Annotated in this window: 14 protein-coding genes; 3 read left to right on the forward strand and 11 right to left on the reverse strand. The window is 71.0% G+C overall.

Features of this window, described 5'->3' with window-relative positions; translation table 11 throughout:
• Nucleotides 1–32 precede the first annotated feature (32 nt).
• The 9 genes from ACFV57_RS20290 to ACFV57_RS20330 all read right to left on the reverse strand — a co-directional run bounded on the left by ACFV57_RS20290 (nucleotide 33) and on the right by ACFV57_RS20330 (nucleotide 13,190).
• Nucleotides 33–2,300, reverse strand: a complete 2,268-nt coding sequence (locus tag ACFV57_RS20290; protein WP_385233837.1) for an NHL repeat-containing protein — start codon at nucleotides 2,298–2,300, stop codon at nucleotides 33–35.
• Nucleotides 2,297–2,755, reverse strand: coding sequence for a hypothetical protein (locus ACFV57_RS20295; RefSeq protein WP_385233840.1), 459 nt, complete (start codon nucleotides 2,753–2,755; stop codon nucleotides 2,297–2,299). Before ACFV57_RS20295 ends, ACFV57_RS20290 begins: the two co-directional genes overlap by 4 nt.
• 215 nt (nucleotides 2,756–2,970) lie before the next feature.
• Nucleotides 2,971–4,122 (reverse strand): flavodoxin-dependent (E)-4-hydroxy-3-methylbut-2-enyl-diphosphate synthase, encoded by a 1,152-nt coding sequence (ispG, locus tag ACFV57_RS20300; protein WP_385233843.1) that lies wholly within the window; start codon nucleotides 4,120–4,122, stop codon nucleotides 2,971–2,973.
• A gap of 16 nt (nucleotides 4,123–4,138) precedes the next feature.
• A complete protein-coding gene (locus tag ACFV57_RS20305; RefSeq protein WP_385233846.1) occupies nucleotides 4,139–5,998 on the reverse strand; it encodes a 1-deoxy-D-xylulose-5-phosphate synthase in 1,860 nt (619 codons plus the stop codon).
• Nucleotides 5,998–7,053: a family 2 encapsulin nanocompartment cargo protein polyprenyl transferase gene (locus ACFV57_RS20310; protein WP_385233850.1), complete on the reverse strand. Its 1,056-nt coding sequence runs from the start codon at nucleotides 7,051–7,053 to the stop codon at nucleotides 5,998–6,000. Before ACFV57_RS20310 ends, ACFV57_RS20305 begins: the two co-directional genes overlap by 1 nt.
• 82 nt (nucleotides 7,054–7,135) lie before the next feature.
• A complete protein-coding gene (locus ACFV57_RS20315; protein ID WP_385233853.1) occupies nucleotides 7,136–8,404 on the reverse strand; it encodes a cytochrome P450 in 1,269 nt (422 codons plus the stop codon).
• A 48-nt stretch (nucleotides 8,405–8,452) separates the two neighbouring features.
• Nucleotides 8,453–9,340, reverse strand: coding sequence for an SAM-dependent methyltransferase (locus ACFV57_RS20320; protein ID WP_385233856.1), 888 nt, complete (start codon nucleotides 9,338–9,340; stop codon nucleotides 8,453–8,455).
• A 29-nt stretch (nucleotides 9,341–9,369) separates the two neighbouring features.
• Nucleotides 9,370–11,703 (reverse strand): hypothetical protein, encoded by a 2,334-nt coding sequence (locus ACFV57_RS20325; protein ID WP_385233859.1) that lies wholly within the window; start codon nucleotides 11,701–11,703, stop codon nucleotides 9,370–9,372.
• A gap of 62 nt (nucleotides 11,704–11,765) precedes the next feature.
• Nucleotides 11,766–13,190, reverse strand: a complete 1,425-nt coding sequence (locus tag ACFV57_RS20330) for a family 2B encapsulin nanocompartment shell protein (protein ID WP_385233862.1) — start codon at nucleotides 13,188–13,190, stop codon at nucleotides 11,766–11,768.
• 739 nt (nucleotides 13,191–13,929) lie between these two features.
• Here ACFV57_RS20330 and ACFV57_RS20335 point away from each other — a divergent pair.
• Nucleotides 13,930–14,784 carry a calcium-binding protein gene (locus ACFV57_RS20335; RefSeq protein WP_385233865.1) on the forward strand — a complete coding sequence of 285 codons (855 nt, stop codon included), beginning with the start codon at nucleotides 13,930–13,932 and terminating at the stop codon, nucleotides 14,782–14,784.
• 201 nt (nucleotides 14,785–14,985) lie between these two features.
• Here ACFV57_RS20335 and ACFV57_RS20340 read toward each other — a convergent pair whose 3' ends face one another.
• Both ACFV57_RS20340 and ACFV57_RS20345 read right to left on the reverse strand, forming a co-directional pair.
• Nucleotides 14,986–15,546, reverse strand: a complete 561-nt coding sequence (locus ACFV57_RS20340; RefSeq protein WP_385233867.1) for a hypothetical protein — start codon at nucleotides 15,544–15,546, stop codon at nucleotides 14,986–14,988.
• 92 nt (nucleotides 15,547–15,638) lie between these two features.
• Nucleotides 15,639–16,325, reverse strand: a complete 687-nt coding sequence (locus tag ACFV57_RS20345) for a hypothetical protein (protein WP_385233870.1) — start codon at nucleotides 16,323–16,325, stop codon at nucleotides 15,639–15,641.
• Between the two features lie 147 nt (nucleotides 16,326–16,472).
• Here ACFV57_RS20345 and ACFV57_RS20350 point away from each other — a divergent pair, with 147 nt between their 5' ends.
• Together ACFV57_RS20350 and ACFV57_RS20355 are read left to right on the forward strand one after the other, a co-directional pair.
• Nucleotides 16,473–16,958, forward strand: coding sequence for a TetR/AcrR family transcriptional regulator C-terminal domain-containing protein (locus ACFV57_RS20350; RefSeq protein WP_385233873.1), 486 nt, complete (start codon nucleotides 16,473–16,475; stop codon nucleotides 16,956–16,958).
• A gap of 244 nt (nucleotides 16,959–17,202) precedes the next feature.
• Nucleotides 17,203–18,408, forward strand: coding sequence for a cytochrome P450 (locus ACFV57_RS20355; protein WP_385233876.1), 1,206 nt, complete (start codon nucleotides 17,203–17,205; stop codon nucleotides 18,406–18,408).
• The last annotated feature ends 326 nt before the right edge of the window (nucleotides 18,409–18,734 follow it).

Raw genomic sequence — 18,734 nt, forward strand, 5'->3', positions numbered from 1 at the left:
GTCGGGGCCCTCGGGCCGCGGTGGAAGGGAGGTCAGCTGACGCGGGCGCTCAGGGGTACGGGTGTCAGGCGGCCGATGGCGGCCGTGCCGTCGTCGGACCGGGTGCCCGGCTTCGCGTCGGGCAGGGCGCGGATGCCGATGGTGTAGATCAGTGCGGTCTTGTCCGTGGTTCCGGTGTTGACGTGCGGGTTGGAGGAGATGATCAGCGTCTTGCCGTCGTTCTCCAGGCGGGTGTCGAGGTTTCCGGTGACCGCGGGCTGGACGTAGTAGTAGCCGTAGGAGACGCTGCCGGTGAAGGCGAAGCCGGTGGGGGCGGTGAAGCGCTGGGTCAGCGTGCCCGGGTTGACCGGCTGGTTGTTCAGCGAGCGGATCTCCATGTTGAACGAGACGCTGTCGCCCGGTTTCGCCTCGGGGACGCTCTCCTGGGTCACGCGCAGCGTCAGCTCGTCCTGGGAGTCCCCGGTGATCTCGGCCGAGATCTGTACGGGGGCGTGCTTGCCGACGCTGGCGCTGCCGTCGTGCCGGATGCCGGGCCGGGCGTCGGCGAGCGCTTGGACGCCGAGCGTGTAGACGAGCGGGCCGGTGTCGCTGGACGTGGTGTTGACGTGCGGGTTGGCCGTGATGATCAGAGTCCGGCCGGCATCCTCGATCTCGTACGGCAGGTTGCCGGCGATCACCCCGTGGATGGTGTTGTAGTAGCCGTACGACGGCTGGCCGGTGAAGACGAAACCGGTGGGCGCGGAGAACCGCTGGACGATGTCCCCGGGGTTGACCGGCTCGCCGGTGGGCGAGTTGAAGACGACGTTGAACTTGGCGCTCTGGCCTGCCGCCGTCCGCGGGACGCTCTCCTGACGGATCTCCAGCGCGGTCTCGTCCGTCACCGGAGCCGGCGCGACGACCACGACGGGCAGGGTGAAGGTGTTGTCCTTCAGGTTGAGTTCCCCGGCGTACTGGATCTCCAGGGTGGATTCGTACGAACCGGGGGGCGTGGTCTCGGGGGCGGTGACCCGGAACACCCCGTCCAGCGAGGCGTACTGGGGGATGAGCCGGGCGCCGGGGAAGGTGCGGGTCAGGCGCCGCCCGGTGGTGCCGGGGCCGCCTGTCAGCCCGTCGGCCAGGGTGAGGACGACCGTGACCTGCTGCCCGTCGACGGTCGACGGGCCCCGGTTCCTGATCCGGGCGCCGAGGTCGAACTCCTGGCCGCGCTGGAGGGTGTGCGGGCTGACGACCTCGCCGAAGAGGTCGGCGACCGCGGGCGCGGCCGGATCGTACCGGGTCGCTCCCACGATCTTGCGGATGCGCTGGTTGCCGACGTCGGCCACATACAGGTCGCCGGCGTCGTTCAGCGCCAGCGTGTTGGGGAAGTAGAGCGTGGTGGTGTCGGCGGGTACCTCGTCCCCCTCGTAGCCGCCGGTGCCGTTGCCCGCGAGGGTGATGATGGTGCCGTCGGTACGGATCTTGCGGATGCGGTGGTTGCCGACGTCGGCGATGTAGAGATTGCCGGCGCCGTCCACCACCGAACCCTCGGCGCCGTTCAGCCGGGTGTCGGTGGCCGGGCCGCCGTCCCGGACGTAGCCGGGTGACCCGTTGCCCGCGACGGTGGTGATGATGCCGTGCGTATCGACCTTGCGTATCCGTTGGTTGTCCTGGTCGCCGATGTAGAGGTTGCCGGCGCTGTCCACGCTCAGTCCCTTGGGGCTGTTGAGCGAGGCGGCGGTGGCCGGCCCGCCGTCCCCGCCGAATCCGGCCGTTCCGGAGCCGGCGACCGTGTGGATGATCCCGTCCGGCGTGATCTTGCGTACCCGCTGGCCGAACCGCTCGGTGACGTACAGGTTTCCGGCCGTGTCCACGGCCACGGCGAAGGGGTAGTTGAGTGAGGCGTCCACGGCGCGTCCGCCGTCCCCGCCCGACCCGCCGCCCGCCACGGTGGTGATGACACCCTCCGGCGTCACCTTGCGCACCCGGCAGTTGCTCCATTCCGCCACGTACGCGTTCCCGGCCTCGTCCACCGCGATGCCCAGCGGCTGGTCGAGCTGGGCGGCGGTGGCGGGCCCTCCGTCACCGCCGAAACCGCGTGTGCCGGTTCCCGCGATCGTGGTGATGACGCCGTCGGTGCCGACCTTGCGGACGCGGTGGTTGTGGACCTCCGAGATGTAGAGGTTCCCGGCCCGGTCCAAGGCGATCCGCGGGCCGCTGAGCTTGGCTTGGACAGCGGGTCCGCCGTCCCCGTCGAAGCCTGCCGCGCCGGTGCCGGCGACCGTGGTGATCGTGCCGATGGGCACGGTGGCGGGAGTGGTCATCGGGTCTCCTGATCAGTGATGTCGGTCGGCCTGGAGGCCGGGCCCGGCAGCCGACCGCAGGCGGCGGCGCGGCGCCGGGCGGCCCGTCCGCCGCCGTACGGATGGGGCCGGGAAAAAGGCCGGTACAAAATCGGGCGCGGCAGACGAGCGTCGGGCAGGTCCCGCAACGATTCCCCGATCGCGGTACGGAACCGAGGATTTGTCTCCGCGGCGACGAAGGCGTCGATCACGTCGATCACGGTGTTCGCCATGACCACGATCCGGTCGGCCGCTGATGCCGAGTCGTTTTCGTGGCGGGGTGGGGCAGGAGAGGAGGTCAGGCGCATGGAGACACCGTTCATCGCGTCGGTATTCGGCAGGTTCGCGCAAGGGCGAGGCGGCCCAAAGACGTTGAAGGTGCGACGTGTTACACCTGTGGCAGGCGGTGGCGAGGGAATGCGGATGTGGTCCGGCAATCCTTCGCGTCCGCTGACGCTAGGCGCCGGGACATAACGTGGGCAATGGTTCCCGAGTCATGTGATTGGCCGGATCGGAGCAATGTGTCTGTCGAAACGATATAAAAGCCCTGGTGTCCAAGACCGTACGCCGTTTCCCGCCCCCGGGCCAACGACGCAAAACCGTCTCCGTCCAGCACCGGGCATCATCGGGGCGCCACGGCGGGGCCTGGTCGTCACCCGCCGGGTGGCGGGTCTTCGATCAGGAGCAGGGCGTGTTCCAGGAGGGTGTCGACGATGCGGTGTTCGGGGACGGTGGCGACGACCCGGCCACGGACGAAGATCTGGCCCTTGCCGTTGCCGGAGGCGACTCCCAGGTCGGCTTCGCGGGCCTCGCCCGGTCCGTTGACGACGCAGCCCATGACCGCGATACGCAAGGGGTGGGGGAAACCGTCGAAGGCGGCCTGGACCCGGGCGGTGAGCGCGTAGACATCGACCTGGGCGCGTCCGCACGACGGACAGGAGACGATCTCCAGGGTGCGTTCCCGCAAGCCCAGGCTCGCGAGGATCTGCTGTCCCGCCTTGACCTCCTCCACCGGCGGCGCGGTCAGGGAGACCCGGATGGTGTCGCCGATGCCCTCGGCGAGCAGGACGCCGAAGGCGACGGCCGACTTGATCGTGCCCTGCGGCGGTGGGCCGGCTTCGGTGACGCCGAGGTGGAGCGGGTAGTCGCAGGCGTCGGCGAGCCGCCGGTAGGCGTCGATCATGACCAGGGGGTCGTGGTGCTTGACGGAGATCTTCAGGTCGGTGAAGCCGTGCTCCTCGAACAGGGAGCACTCCCACAGGGCCGATTCCACCAGGGCTTCGGGGGTGGCGGCCCGGTGCTTGGCGCGCAGACGGGCGTCGAGGGACCCGGCGTTGACACCGATCCGGATGGGGGTGGCGGCGTCGGCGGCGGCCCGGGCGATCTCGCGGACCCGGTCGTCGAACGCCTTGATGTTGCCGGGGTTGACGCGTACGGCCGCGCAGCCGGCGTCGATGGCGGCGAAGACGTAGCGGGGCTGGAAGTGGATGTCGGCGATGACCGGGATCGGGGACTTGCGGACGATGCCGGGCAGGGCGTCGGCGTCGTCCTGGGTGGGGACGGCGACGCGGACGATCTGGCAGCCGGCGGCGGTGAGTTCGGCGATCTGCCGCAGGGTGGCGTCGATGTCGTGGGTGGGGGTGGTGGTCATGGACTGGACGGATACGGGGGCGCCGCCGCCGATGGCCACGTCGCCCACGGAGATCTGCCGGCAGGGGCGCCGCCGGGGCCGGGCGCCGTGGCCGGGGGCGATCGGGACACCGGGGGTGCGTGGGCTGGGGATGCCGAGGTCGGTGGCGGACATGGGGTGCTCCTGCGAGTCAGGGTGTGGAGCGGGGCGTGAGGAGTCGGGTGACGGTGCGGGTGATGCCCTGCGCGTCCAGTCCCGCTCGGGACAGGAGCCCGGGACGTTCGCCGTGGGTGAGGAAGGCGAGGGGCAGGCCCAGTGCCCGTACGGGGGTCGTGATGCGCCGGTCCGCGCAGGCGGTGCACAGGGCGCTGCCGATGCCGCCGTCGGCGAGGGCGTCCTCCACGGTGACGGCCAGCCGGTGCCGGGCCGCGAGGGCGGGCAGCGCGTCGGGTACGGGGTGGGTCCAGCGGGGGTCGACGACGGTGATCCCGTGGCCGTCCCGCTCCAGCGCGGCGGCGGCCTCCAGGCACGGGACGGCCATGGCCCCGGCGCTGACCAGCAGGACGTCCAAGGGGCGGTGGGGGCTGCGGCGCAGGACGTCGATGCCGTCCATGGTGCCGAGGGCGGGGAGGTCGGGCCCTGCGGTGGCTTTCGGGAAGCGCAGTGCCGTGGGTCCTTCGGCGTACTCGACGGCCTCGCGCAGCAGTTCGCGCAGGGTGGCGGGGTCGCGGGGCGCGGCGAGCCGGATGCCGGGTACCGCGGACAGCAGCGTGGTGTCCCACATGCCGTGGTGACTGGCGCCGTCCGGTCCGGTGACGCCCGCCCGGTCCAGTACGAGGGTGACCGGGAGCCGGTGCAGGGCCACGTCCATGAGCAGTTGGTCGAAGGCCCGGTTCAGGAAGGTGGCGTACAGGCACACGACCGGGTGCAGTCCGGCCATCGCCAGGCCGGCGGCCGAGCACAGCGCGTGCTGTTCGGCGATGCCGCAGTCGAAGACCCGGCCGGGGTACGCCGCGGCGAGCCGGTGCAGGCCGACGGGCCGGAGCATCGCCGCCGTGACGGCGACCAGGTCGGGATGCCCCGCGGCGAGCGCGGTGATCTCCGCGGCGAACACCGAGGTCCACGACTCCTTGCCCGGTACGGCGGCGGGGGGCCGCCCGGTGGCGGGGTCCAGCACGCCGACGCCGTGCATCCGGTCGGCCTCGTCGGCTTCGGCGGGGGCGTATCCCTTGCCCTTGGCCGTGACGCAGTGCACCAGCACCGGCCCGTCGAGCGAACGGGCGTGGTGCAGGGCCGCTTCCACGGCACGGGTGTCGTGGCCGTCGACCGGCCCGAGGTAGGTGAGGCCCAAGTGGCCGAACACGGTCCCCTCCGCAGTGGCGTCCGCGCTGTGCCCGCGCAGGCGGTCCAGGTGGCGGGCGAGACCGCCGACGGTGGGCGCGTAGGAACGGCCGTTGTCGTTGAGGACGATGATGACCGGACCGGCGTGTGGGGAGGCGGCCAGGTTGTTCAGTCCCTCCCAGGCCAGGCCGCCGGTCAGCGCTCCGTCGCCGATGACCGCCACCACCCGGCGGCCGGTCTCGCCGCGCAGGCCGAGGGCCTTGGCCACGCCGTCGGCGTAGGAGAGAGCGGTCGAGGCGTGTGAGCTCTCGATCCAGTCGTGTGCCGATTCGGCGCGGGCGGGATAGCCGGACAGGCCGCCGGGCTGCCGGAGCCGGTCGAAACCGGCCCGCCGTCCGGTGAGGAGCTTGTGGACGTACGTCTGGTGGCCGGTGTCGAAGAGGAGGACGTCGCGGGGCGAGTCGAAGACCCGGTGCAGGGCGAGGGTGAGTTCCACCACGCCCAGGTTCACGCCCAGATGGCCGCCGGTGGCGCAGACCTTGGTCACCAGGAAGTCCCGTATTTCCGTGGCGAGCTGCCCGAGCCGGTGGTGGGGCAGGGCCCGCAGGTCGGCGGGGCTTTCGATGCGTGCCAGCAGGGGCCGGCGGGGCGGCGGGGCGGAGGGGAGCGCGGGGGACGGCGGTGCGGGGGCACGCGGTGTGGTGGCCATCAGCGGTCCCTTCGGGTGATGAGCCGGGCGAGGCTCAGGAGTTCGCCGGTGGCGTCCGGGTCGGGGACCGCCTCGGCCAGGCTGTCCTGCGCCCGGCGGGCGAACTCGTCCGCGTGGTCGCGGGCCCAGGCGCGGCCGCCCGCCCGCTCCACGAGGTCCGCCACGTACGGGAGCTGCACGTCGGAGAGCGGCGTGCCGCAGGCGTGGATGGCGGCCAGCTCGCGGCCCGCCTCGGTGCCGGACGCCAGTGCCGCGACCACCGGCAGCGACTTCTTGAGGGCGGTCAGGTCGGAACCTGCGGGCTTACCGGTGGTCCGCGGGTTGCCCCAGATGCCCAGGAGGTCGTCGATGAGCTGGAACGCGATGCCCAGGCGGCGTCCGAAGGCGTCCATGGCGTCGACGACCGTGTCGCAGGCCCCCGCGGACAGGGCGCCGAGCGCGCAGGAACAGCCCAGCAGAGCACCGGTCTTGGCCTCCGCCATGACCAGGCATTCCGCCATGCCGACAGCGGTGCGCTCCTCGAAGGAGCAGTCCGCGTGCTGCCCCTCGCACAGCTCGATCACACACGAGGCCAGCCGCGCCCCCGCGGCCCGCGCCTCCCGTCCGGTGCTCCGGGCCAGCAGCCGCAGGGCCAGCGCCTGGAGGGCGTCGCCGGCCAGGATCGCGTCCGGGGTACCGAAGACAGACCAGGCGGTGGGCCGGTGGCGGCGCATCCGGTCGCCGTCCATCACGTCGTCGTGCAGCAGCGTGAAGTTGTGGACGAGTTCCACGGCCGCCGCGGCGCTCAGCCCGGCCCCGCCCGGACCGGCCGTGCCGTCCGCGCCCGTGGCCCGGGCCGCCGCCAGCACCAGAGCCGGGCGGAGCGCCTTGCCGCCCCCGTCGTGACAGGGGGTGCCGTGGGTGTCCCACCAGCCCAGGTGGTAGCCCGCGATGTGCCGCATCCGGGTCGGCAGGGTGCCGACCGCGGCCCGTAGTACGGGATCCACCTGCGCGCGGGTGCGGGCCAGCACTTCGGCCGCCTGGGACGTGGCCTGGTCCGCTGCTCTGGTCTGCATGAACGTCCCCCAGCGTCGACGTAGGGAAAGCCACCGGGCGGCCTGCGGGGCGGCGGTCCGCGGCCCCCGCGAGGCCGCGGGCTCACGGACCGGTGTGCGCGCCGTGCTCGGCCCCCGCCGGTGCCCGGCTCGGTGTGAGCGTGACCGGCAGTTCGGCCAGGCTGCGGAAGAGGAAGGTGGAGCGCCAGTTCAGTTCCGCCTCCGGCACCGCCTGGGTCATGTCGTCGAAGGCGTGGAGCAGTTCGGCCAGGGCGACTTCACCCTCGATACGGGCGAGCGCCGCCCCCAGGCAGTAGTGGATGCCCTGGCCGAAGCCGAGGTGGTGCCCGATGTCGCGGCGGTGCGGGTCGAAGCGGTCCGGGTCGGCGAACCGCTCCGGGTCGCGGTTGGCGCTGGCCACGCACGCGTAGATCACTTCGCCCGGGTCGATCCGTACTCCGCTGTAGGTGACGGGTTCGCGCGTCACCAGCGTCGGTACGCGTTCGATGGGCGACTCGTAACGCAGCATCTCCTCGATCGCCCGGGGGATCAGCGTGGCGTCGGCCCGCAGTTCGGCCGTGGCGCGCGGCGCGGCGAGCAGCGTGTGCACGCCGTTGCCGATCAGGTTGACGGTGTTGGCGTAGCCGGCGACCAGCATCAGCATGGTCATGGACAGCAGTTCGTCCTCGGACAGGGAGCCGTCCGCGGCGTCATGGGCCGCGATCAGCGCACTGAGCAGGTCGTCTCCCGGCCGGTGCCGCTTGTCGGCGATCAGCTGCGCGAAGTACCGCTCCAGCCGGTCGACATGCTCGGTGAGATGGCCGGCCGGGGTGCCCGCGGGCGGCGCGAAGACCCGCAGGACGCAGGCGTGGAACTCCTCCCGGTGGATCAGCCCGTGCACGCCCAGCAGTTCGCAGATGACGCGGAAGGGCAGCGGCAGGGCGTAGGAGGAGATCAGGTCGACGGGCCCGGTGCGGGGCAGCGTCCCGATCAGCTCCCGGGCGATGTCGTGCACCCGCAGCCGGATGCGCTCCATGCGCCGGGGGGTGAAGGCCCGCGACACCAGGCGGCGCAGCCGGGTGTGGTCGGGCGGGTCCAGGGAGAGCAGGTTGGCGCTGAGCCGGGACTCCGCGTACGGGTCGCTGACTCCGTGGCCGATGTAGTGGTTGTCCTTGCTGAGACGCTCGTCGGACAGTGCCGCCAGCACGTCGGCGTAACGGGTCAGCAGCCAGCCGTGTCCGCCGCGGGACAGGGGGATGCGGTGGGTGGGGCGGTGGGTGCGCAGCCATGCGTACGTCGGATAGGGATCGGCGGGGAAGTGCGGATCGTCGACCATCGGCGGGCGGTCCACGGGGGCATCTGCTGGGCTCATCGCGTCCTCTGTCGGTCGGTTGCTCGCGGACGGATCGGTGCGGGGAGGTCAGCCGCCGAGACGGAAGAGCAGCAGCCGCGTTTCGGCCGCCCGCTCCCGCCAGGCACGGAAGAATTTGCCGTGCGCGATCGCGGAGTCCGTCAGCCGTCGCTCGGGCAGTGACCACTGCTGCGTCGCATACGCGTGGTCGAGTTCGGACGCGGTCCACGCCATGCTCTGCACCCAGAATTCCACGACCCGGTCGGTGATGTCCGTGTTGCGTTCCAGGACGAAGCCCGAGGAAGCGGCGATCTCCTGGTATTCCTGTACGGTTCCGAGATTCGTCCGGTAGTAGCCGTCTATCGCGCCGGCCCATTCGCCGCGGAGCAGGAAATGGTCCTCCAGCGCGAACCAGCCGCCCCGCTCCAGCGCCCGGGCCACGGCGGGGAACACCCGCCGCCGGTCCATGTGGCAGACGCTCTCGAACGCGACCGCCGCGTTGTGCCGCACCGGGAGGGCCATGTCGTGGGCGTCCATGAGCAGCGGCTTCACCAGCTGCGACACCTCGGCCCTGGCGACGAGTTCCTTGACCAGCGGCACGTCCCCCGGCATGTTCGTCACCGCTGTCACGGCGGACCCGAAGCGCTGGGCCCAGTAGATCGACCCGCCGCCCAGACCGCAGCCCACGTCGAGCATGCGACGCGGCGGGGACTCGGCCACTCCCCACACCTCGGCGGCGAAATCGAGCATGTTCTCCTGGGCCTCGACCAGCCTCCGGCGCAGCGTTTCCCTCGGCACCGACGTGTTGGGCACCGCGTCGGCCGGGAAGAGCCCGAGGTGGAAATGGACCCGTGGCCCCGGGCCGTACTTGCGCATGACGTCGGCCATCTTCTTCGCGTAATAGTCGAAGACCTCACCGGACCCGGTGATCTCTTCGGCGGTCAGTTGAGTGGACACGGTTCCTCCTGGAATGCTCGGCCCGCTCCTCATCCGGCCGGACGGGGGCCGGAGCCAATCCGTGGACGGGTGCGCCGGCCCGGCGACGCGGGACTTCCGTAGCGGCCGGTGTCGTCGACCCACTGGTGCACGCCCGCCATCAGGGACTCCAGGCCGGTCACGAAGGACTGCACGGCCTGCCTCTCCGGGGCCGGTGCGCGGCGTTGGTCCAGGAGCGCCGTGAGGGGCGCGTCGGAGACCGACCGGAACTCGCCCACCCGGGCGTCCAGCAGATCGGCGGCGACCCGGGCGGCGGAGACCGGGTCGCCGCCCAGGAAGTCCCGGATGATCGAGACGATGTTGTTGACGGCGCCCTCCACCACCATCTCCTTGGCGTACGAGGCCGCGTCGTTGTTCACGACGAGGACATCGCAGGTGATGTCCCGGAGGGTGGCGACGGGGGCGGCGTTCCAGAGGTCGTCCGGGAACTCCAGCTCCAGGCAGTACTCGACCTTGTCGACGTTCAGCCGCCCGCCGAAGGACGCACGGCGCGTTTCGAGGTAGTCGACCGGGTCGGGCAGCCGCTCCAGGACGGCATTGCCGGCCTGCCACAGCAGGGCGTCACCGAACGCGGCGAAGTCGTCGCGCCAGCGCTGACGCTGCTCTGTGGACACGGTCGGCAGCAGGCGGCGCCAGAGATCCGCCAGCCCGCGCTCGGCCGGATGGGCCGGGAGAGGGGACGCGCCCGGCGTGTCCGGGGTGAACCACTTCAGCCGTTCGACCAGGGCCCGTGCTGCTGCCAGATCCCTCCTCTGCTTGAGTTCGTCGATGAAGTCGCCCACGTGCGCTCCCCACACCGAACAGTCGGCGGCCAGCTCCAGGCGCGCCTGCGACGCGGTAGGGAAGGACAGGGCGGACACGAGGGGCAAGTCGGACGCCGTCAGGGACTCCTCGTCGAACGTCGCGTACGGACGCAACAGCCCGGGACCGGAGCCCTCGGAGGCGCGCACCATTCCCATCTCGCGCGCCCACCGAGCGGAGTGGGCGCGCACGGCGTCCACGTACGGATTGACCGTCGTCCGGAACGGAACGCGGTAGACCGGCAGTTGGGGGACAGGGCCGGTGGCGGCGGTTGCCCGTCCCCGTGGTGCTCGCTCCACGGCACGTACCGAAGTCAGCCGACCGGCGGCGCCGCCGAACCCCCGTGCGCCACCCGGTGGTGGTGGCCACCCCTCGCCCACGCGCCCGCCCGGCGCCGTACGCGGGGCATCCGCCGTCCGCGTCAGCCACTCATGGAAACCCGCCTGCCAGTCCTGTAGCCCGGACACGTAGTCGAGGACGGCGGCGCGCTCGGTGACGAGCAGCCCGTGCTCGCCGAACAGGAACGGCAGTTCCGTCACCGCTGTGCGTTCGAACTGCCTCAAGCGTGACGTGAGTTGCCGGTTCGCCGCATCGACGGCCTGCTGCGGCCCGCACTCCAGGAAGTGCTGTACCACCCGGGCGCCGTTGCTCGGCGCCTCCGATGCCCACCGCCCGTCGAGGTAGGCGATGATGTCGGCGCGCAGCCCCGCGGCATCGGCGAAGGTGTCCACCAGCACCCTTGCCGGGCGGGTGGCCAGAATTCTGCGGGGCAGCTCGAACGCCGTGACGTGCTCGACCAGGTGGGCCGACCATGGTCCGCCGCCCGCGCCGCGCCGGGCCGCGACATAGTCGATCGGGTTGGGTACCCGTCCGGCGTCGAGGTTGGCCAGCTCCCAGCGGGCGCCGTCGACGAGACCGAGGACCGCCTCGGCGAACCGCGCGCGCCACTCGGCCCCGTGGCTCCGTGATGTACGGGCCCACAGGTCGGCCAGGGCGAGTTCCACCGGGTCGCCGTCGGGCTGTTCGCTCCCGGCGGTCCGCGCCTCACCCCCGTCACCGCCGCCGTCGGCGATGAGCTCCCGCAGCCGGGCGGCGTGCGCGGCGGCTCCCGCCGTGTTCCGCCCGAGCAGGTGGTCGGCCGTGAAACGGTCCGCGAAGTAGTACCGCCAGACGTACCAGTCCGCGAGCAGGCCGAGCTGTTCCGCCGGGGCGTCCGGGTGGCCCAGCGCCGCCAGCAGACCGTAGTCCGCCGCCGCGAAGGCCTCCTCGTCCCAGCCCCGCGCACCCTCGTCCGCCGACCGCCCCGCGGCACCCTCGTCCGCGGGCGGTCCGGCCGTCTCGTCCGGCGTGCCCGCCTTCGCCGTGCCGTCGCCGCGCGTACCGGCCCGCAGGATTCCCATGCGCGCGGCCCAGGCCCGGCAGTGGCCGCGTGCCTCCTCCACATGGGGGTTGAGCCGCGCCGGGCCCGGGAGGTGGAACTCCGGAGGCTTCGGCCCGGGGCCGGCGTCCGTGTGATCGTCCATCGCTGTCTCCGTACCTCGCGGTGGGCTCTTCGACGCAGCGGCGACCGCTCGCCGCTCACCGGTCAGTCGTGGCGCGCGACCTCGACGTTCTCCAGCACACCCAGCGCGTCGGGTACCAGGACGGCGGCCGAGTAGTACGCGCTGACCAGGTACTTGATGACGGCCTTGTCGTCGATGCCCATGAACCGCACGGACAGGCCGGGCTCGTACTCGTCGGGGATGCCGGTCTGGTGCAGTCCGACGACGCCCTGGTCCTCCTCGCCGGTGCGCATCGCGAAGACGGAGCTGGTTCCCGCGTCGCTGACCGGGATCTTGTTGCACGGCAGCAGCGGTACCCCGCGCCAGGCGGCCACGGAGCGGCCGTTCAGCTCGGCGTTGGACGGGTAGACGCCGCGCCGGTTGCACTCGCGGAAGAAGGCTGCGATGGCACGCGGGTGGGCCAGCAGCACCTTGGTGCGGCGGCGCCGGGAGAGCAGCTCGTCCAGGTCGTCCGGCGTGGGCGGCCCGGTGAGGGTGCTGATGCGCTGGTCGTAGGCGGCGTTGTGCAGCAGCCCGAAGTCGGGGTTGTTGACCAGCTCGTGTTCCTGGCGCTCGCGCAGCGCCTCGATGGTCAGCCGCAGCTGCTGCTCGGTCTGGTTCATGGGCTGGTTGTAGAGGTCGGCCACCCGAGTGTGGATCTTCAGTACGGTCTGCGCGACGCTCAGCTCGTATTCGCGCGGCCTGAGCTCGTACTCCACGTAGGTGCCGGGCAGCGCGGGCTCGCCCACATGGCCCGCCGCCAGGCCGATATCCGCCTCGCCCTTGCGGTTCTGCGGCTGCGCGGCATCGGCGAGGTGGCGCCGGACCTGCTCCTGGAGCGCCGTGGAGCGCTCGCGCAGGCTGACGAACGCCTGCCGGGGCAGCGCCAGCAGAGTGGCGGCCGTGGCCGCCTTCACGGTGTACGGCCAAGTGCTCTCCGTCTCGGTGAGCGCCTCGTCACCGAAGTGGTCGCCGTCCGCCAGCACGCCGAGCACCAGCTCGGCGTCCCCGAAGGGCCCCTCGCCGATCTTGTTGAGCTTGCCGTGCGCGACGGCGAAGACCTGGTCGACGGCGGCTCCCCGTTCGACGACCACCTCGCCCTGCTCGACGTCGCGCTGGGTGAACCGGCCGGCCAGTTCGGCGAACAGCTCCTGGTCGTCCAGGCCCCGCAGCACGGGCAGTTCGCCCAGGCTCGGCGGTACCAGCCGGGCTTCCGCGCCGGTCTGGACGAAGCTCAGCCGCCCCTGGCCGACGGTGTAGCTGAGCCTGCGGTTCACCCGGTAGGTCCCTCCCGAGACCTGCGCCCAGGGAAGTACCCGCAGCAGCCATCGCGAGGTGATGCCCTGCATCTGCGGGGGTGTCTTCGTGGTCGTCGCCAGGTTCCTGGCCGCCGCCGTGCTCAACGCGGTCTGTGCCGTGACCTGCTCCGACGTGCCCTCCGAACCCGTGTGACCTGTCTCTGTCGACATACGACTCTCCCCATCATCGGGCTGGGCTGTGCGGCGCACGCTAGCGACGGCCCGGAGGAGCGTCAGGACTCTCGGAATGTTAAATGCATGTTTCATGGAATATGGAGGGTTTTTGGGCCATAAATCACTTACGTCCCGCAGGCGACGCCCTGGCTCAGCATGGCTGCCGGAGGCGCCCGGCGCGTCGCGGTCGCTCCGGCTCACGGGGAGGGCGCCACCTGGGCGCTTCGTTCCGGCTCGTCCGGTCTACAGATCCGACGGAACCGACGGGCGGGCATTCCCACGTGAAGCCGGTAAGAAGGGCCGACGTGCGGCGTCGGACATGACAAGCCACCGGCCGAAGACCGCCGTTCAACTGCGCGGACGGGCGCCGCGTGGCCCGCATCGCCGCCTGCGCGAAGTCGGCCGGAAGAAATACCGACTGCGGTTCGAATCAACCGGCGCTCGCCGAGCGGCTGTCACGCCGCATATCGGAAGCGCCCGGCCCTCTCTCCGGAGGCGTGGGCACCATCTCGTCCAGAAGGCCGACCGCAACTCGGTGGCAACAAGGGCGATCACCGGGGCGTCGCCGATTCAGGGTGGTCGAGGCCGAACCGGTGGTCCGGGCGAGCCACGTCCGGGTCACTGTCCCGCCCGCCGCTGTTCATCCTCCATGGCACAACTCCCTTCTCGGCGCCCCGGTCCAACCGGGTGACCACGAACACCACGGCACACTGACGTCCCGAAGGGTCACTTCCGTATGCGTACCTGCCGCCCCATCGCCGCTGCTGCTGCCACCACCTTCGCTCTCGTGCTCGGCGCCGCCGCCCTCGCGACGTCGGCGCCGACTGCCTGGGCAGCGTCCACCGCCACCGTCGTCCATGAGGACGGCGAGAAACTGCTGTACAGGGCCGCCCCCGGCCAGCGGAACAAGCTGTCCGTGGACGAGAAGATCGAGCGGCGCGGCGAGTTCGAGTCGTACTACGTCCTTACCTTCCACGACCGGTACGAGATCGCCATCGCCCCGAACGCGGCGGACGCGGACGAGTGCGTGTACCCCACGCCCGGGGACCACACCGCCGTACGCTGCGCCGTCAAGATCCCGGAGAACTCGGACGACTCCGACACCTACGCCATCGACACCGGCGACCAGGACGACACCGTGACCCTCGGACCCGACAGCCAGGCATGGGCCCGGGTCCATGGCGGCAGGGGCAACGACGTGCTCACGGCCTCCGCCGGCGCCATGCTCCACGGCGGCGACGGTGACGACCGTCTCGACGGCGGCGGTGGCCCGTTCGGCTTCGGTTCCTACGGCGGCCCGGGCAACGACACCCTCACCCACTGCGGGCAGGACTGCTACGGCGAAGCGGGGAACGACTCCCTGACCGGTACCGACGAGGACAACAACCTGCACGGCGACGACGGCGACGACGTGCTGCACGGCAAGGGCGGCGCCGACGTCCTCTACGGCGGCAAGGGCAACGACAAGCTCTACGGCGAGGCGGGCAACGACACGCTGTGGGGCAACAGCGGCGACGACATCCTGTGGGGAGGCCCGGGCATGGACAAGCTCTCCGGCGGCCCCGGCCGCAACGAGGTGCATCAGGACTGAGGTGGATCGGGATTGAACTGGGGGGGGTGGGGGGGGGAGGGGCGGGAGCCGCTCCCGGAGAGGAGTGGCATACGGCTCGGTGTACCGGGGCCACGGCGCGGGCGGGGGAGGGACACCGGTTCGCCACCCTGGCTGCGGCTGTCCGGCAAAGCCACGGCCAGGACGACGTCCTGATCGGCGAACCGGCAAGCGTGTGGTGCCCTACGGCTCCTGGTCGGGCGCCGTGATCCCGAGGTCGACACGCATGATGTGGCGCAATCTCCACAAGGAATCCCACAACTTGCCCATGCTCTCCCAGGCGGCTTCCAGGCTCTCCCCTTGCCGTGCAGTGCCTCCATCAAGGCGCATCAGCAGGCCGTAGAGATCACCAAGGTGACGGTTTGCCGTGCTGGCCGCCTCCGCCACAGTGTCGGGCAGCACCATCTGGGCCTCGGCGTGACGCAAACGGTGCTCACGGCGCGCCCGGTCCAGATCCGACCGCAACTCCTCGGCCACCTCGCCTCGTTCCAGGGCATGGAGGACCTTCGTCATCACGTTGGCCAAGTCGCGCGTGCCGGCGCTGAGAGTGGCGTAACACGTGCGCCGCGCCTCGAACCGGGCCTGGTGCGTGGCGTACTCGCGTTCCTCTCGCTGGAGCTGCCTCGTGTGTTCCAGCTCGCGGGCCCTGGCACGGTCGGCGCCGCGCTGCGTGATCACGGCGGCCGCGAGTGTGCCGCCGATGCCCAGCACCGCGATCACGATCTGGCTGATTGAGCTGTTCACGCTGTCCCCCGGCTCCGATCGGCTCGCCGGGACTGTACCCGCTTGAGCTCGCGGGTGGTGGCGGCGATGGGTCTCTGCCGTAGCCGCGTCGGTCACCGGCTGACGCGGCTGGGGTCGGCCGGGTAGTCGGGCAGGGCCACGGTGCTGCTGACTTTCTCGCCCAGCTTGAGCATGCCGTTCAGGAACGGGCGCCGGGACAGCAGGGCGTTACGGAGACGTATGCCGGTGGCGGTGGCGGGGGCGAGGAACTTCCCGGTGCGGTCACCGCCTGCCTGGCAGCCCTCGGCGTACGTGCGGAGCCTGCTCTCGTAGCGGGCGAAGGCCGCCCGGTGATCGCCGTGGGCTCGCGCGAGTTCGCCGGCCAGGACGTATGCGGCGACCAGCGCGGTTCCCGTGCCCATGCCGCCGATGGTGGCCCCGCAGGCGGCGTCACCGACGAGGCACACCCGCCCGGTGGACCAGGTGTCCACGTCCGCCCGGCTGATCGAGTCGAAGTACAGGTCGGGGGCCTGGTGCAGCGAGGCGAGCAGACGGGGCACCTCCCAGCCGAGGCCGGAGAACGCATCGGAGACCAGCCGCTTCTGCTGTTCGGGGTTGTGGCGGTCGTACGGCAGCTCAGGCGCGGCGAAGACGAAGAATGCCCCTGCCCGTGCCGGGTCCCGGTGGCCGGCGCCGACGGAGGCGAGCCGCCCCGGCACGTTGTATCCGACCGAACCCCGCTCCACTCCCAGGTCGTTGGGCAGCTGCCAGGTGGCGGCGTAGTAACCGAGGTGGCTCACGTAATCCTCCTCCGGCCCGAAGGCTAGGCGGCGGACGTTGGAATGCAACCAAGGTGCGTTCTGCCACGGAAGTCGACCGCCTGGCCGCCCTGGCGCAGGCCCGGGGCCAGTTCGACGACGGTGGGCCGGAAGCCGTGGCGCCCCCTCATGGTGGACGCCGCGATCGGCCCCTGCCCGGCGGCGGAAGCGCAAAGCGGTGGGTGGCGTGAGCAGTTGGGGGAGTGGGCCCACCAGCTGCTCGCGGTCTTTCGTCAGCACTCCTGGGTGCTGGACGCCACCGTCGGGCCGCGGATCATGGGGCCTGGAGAGCTGTCCTGGCTGGAGCGCGCCGTCTCGGCCCTGGACGGTACGGGGCTGAGCGGTGCCGAGCGGATGGACGTGGCTGTCCTGCTGGTCGGGCACGTACGCGGCATCACCCAGCAGGCCCGGGCGGCCGGCCTCCCAGGCAACCCCGAGGCCCAACTCGGCGTTCTCCTCGGCGATCTGATGCAGGCGCACGGCGAGCGGTTCCCCGCGCTCGCCGCGGCCCTCGCTTCGGCAGCCCAGTCCGACGGGCAGGACCAGGCATGGGAGTTCGGCCTGCAGCGGATTCTGGACGGCCTGGCCGCACTCATCGACCAGCGCGCACGCTGACCGCGGGTCGGACCACAGTTGTCTGGTCGGACCACAGTTGTCTGGCCCCCTGGTCGTGGCCCCGTGCTCATCGCCGCGAAGTGACGCGTAGCGAGGCGAAGTCCGTGTCCAGCTTCGTCTCGTATGTCGCGTGCCGGATGCGGACGGCTGAATTCCGACCTCAACGGAATTCTAGGGAAAATCGGCTGTCACCAGCCATACGGTCCGGTTGTCCTTGATTTCCGAGAGAGTCGAGGTGGTGACCATGCATGACCAGAGCCCGTTGCGCGCCGAGACTTGGCCGATGCCGCGGACCTGCCCGTTCTCCCCGCCGCCGGACTACGCCGGTCTGCGCGAGCACCCCGGCCTGCCCAGGCTGACGGGCCCGAGCGGACGCACCGTGTTCGTTGCCGCACGCCATGAAGACGTCCGCGCCGTGCTCGGCGACGCCCGGTTCAGTTCCGACCGCTCGCACCCGGACTTCCCGTGGATGCGCGTCGGCGAGACCGTGTTCCCCGGCTTCAGACCCTCGCTGATCGAGATGGACCCACCCGAGCACGGGCCCGCCCGTCGTGCGGTCGCCGGCGAGTTCACCATCCGCCGCCTGCGAGAACTGCGCCCCAAGGTCCAGTGCATCGTCGACGGTCTGCTCGACGATGTGCTGGCCGGCGCCGGGCCCGCCGACCTGGTGTCCGCGCTGGCCGTGCCGATGTCCGGTCTGGTGCTGTGTGAGCTGCTCGGCATTCCGACCGGTTACCGGCAGGAGTTCACCACCCACACCACGGTGCTGATAGCCCATGACTCCACTGACGCGGATCGCGCCGAGTCCTTCCGCTCCCTGACCGCGTATTTCGACGCGCTGTGCGCCACCAAGATGACCGAGCGGCCCGAGGACCTGCTGGGCAGGCTGGCGGGCCACCAGCTCTTCAGCGGTGGCGAGAGCCGCTGGTCCATGGTCGAACTGTGCATACTCCTGGTCGTCGCGGGCCTGGAGACCACCGCCACGATGACCGCACTCGGTATCCTGGCTCTCCTCGAACACCCCGAGCAGCTCGCCCTCATCACCGCCGACCCGGACCTGACCCCGGGGGCGGTGGATGAATTGCTGAGGTTCTTCTCCGTTGCCGAGCTGTCCCTGATACGCCGCGCCACGGCGGACGTCGAGATCGGCGGCACTCTGGTACGGACGGGTGAGGGCGTCGCCGCCCTGTCCGCCGCCGCCAACCGGGACCCCGCGGTCTTCGCCGACCCGGACAGGTTCGATGTCACCAGGGACAACCGCAGGCACCTGGCGTTCGGCTCGGGGCCGCACCAGTGCCTCGGCAAGAATCTGGCCCGGCTGGAGCTGCGCATCGTCCTCGACACTCTGTTCCGGCGCATCCCCACTCTCCGCCTGGCCACGCCATGCGACGAACTGCGCTTCGTCAACGGCTCCGGGTTCTCGGTATCGGCACTCCCGGTTACCTGGTGACGGAGGCACATACGTATCCATGGTTTGTTGCCTGATCTGATATTTGAGTTCAGGGTGAAGGCGAGTCGTCCTGCTGCCCGGTAATCGTGTCTCGCTTTTGATGGGTAGCGGAATTCTCCGGGATCTGCTATGCGTCGCGGTAGTGGTGGTAATTCTCGACAACGGGCCGAAGTTCCTGGTGAAAGCCCCAGACTTTCGCCGGCCGGAGATGTTGTGTGGCATGAGCCCGGGCGCTCATCATGGCCATGCAACTCGATTTATCGGCGTTTGGTTGGATGGTCGCGGGTTCGGTGAATGACTTTGCGTCCACGGTAGTCGACAACGTC

The sequence above is a fragment of the Streptomyces sp. NPDC059788 genome (assembly GCF_042732265.1).
GTDB lineage: Bacteria > Actinomycetota > Actinomycetes > Streptomycetales > Streptomycetaceae > Streptomyces.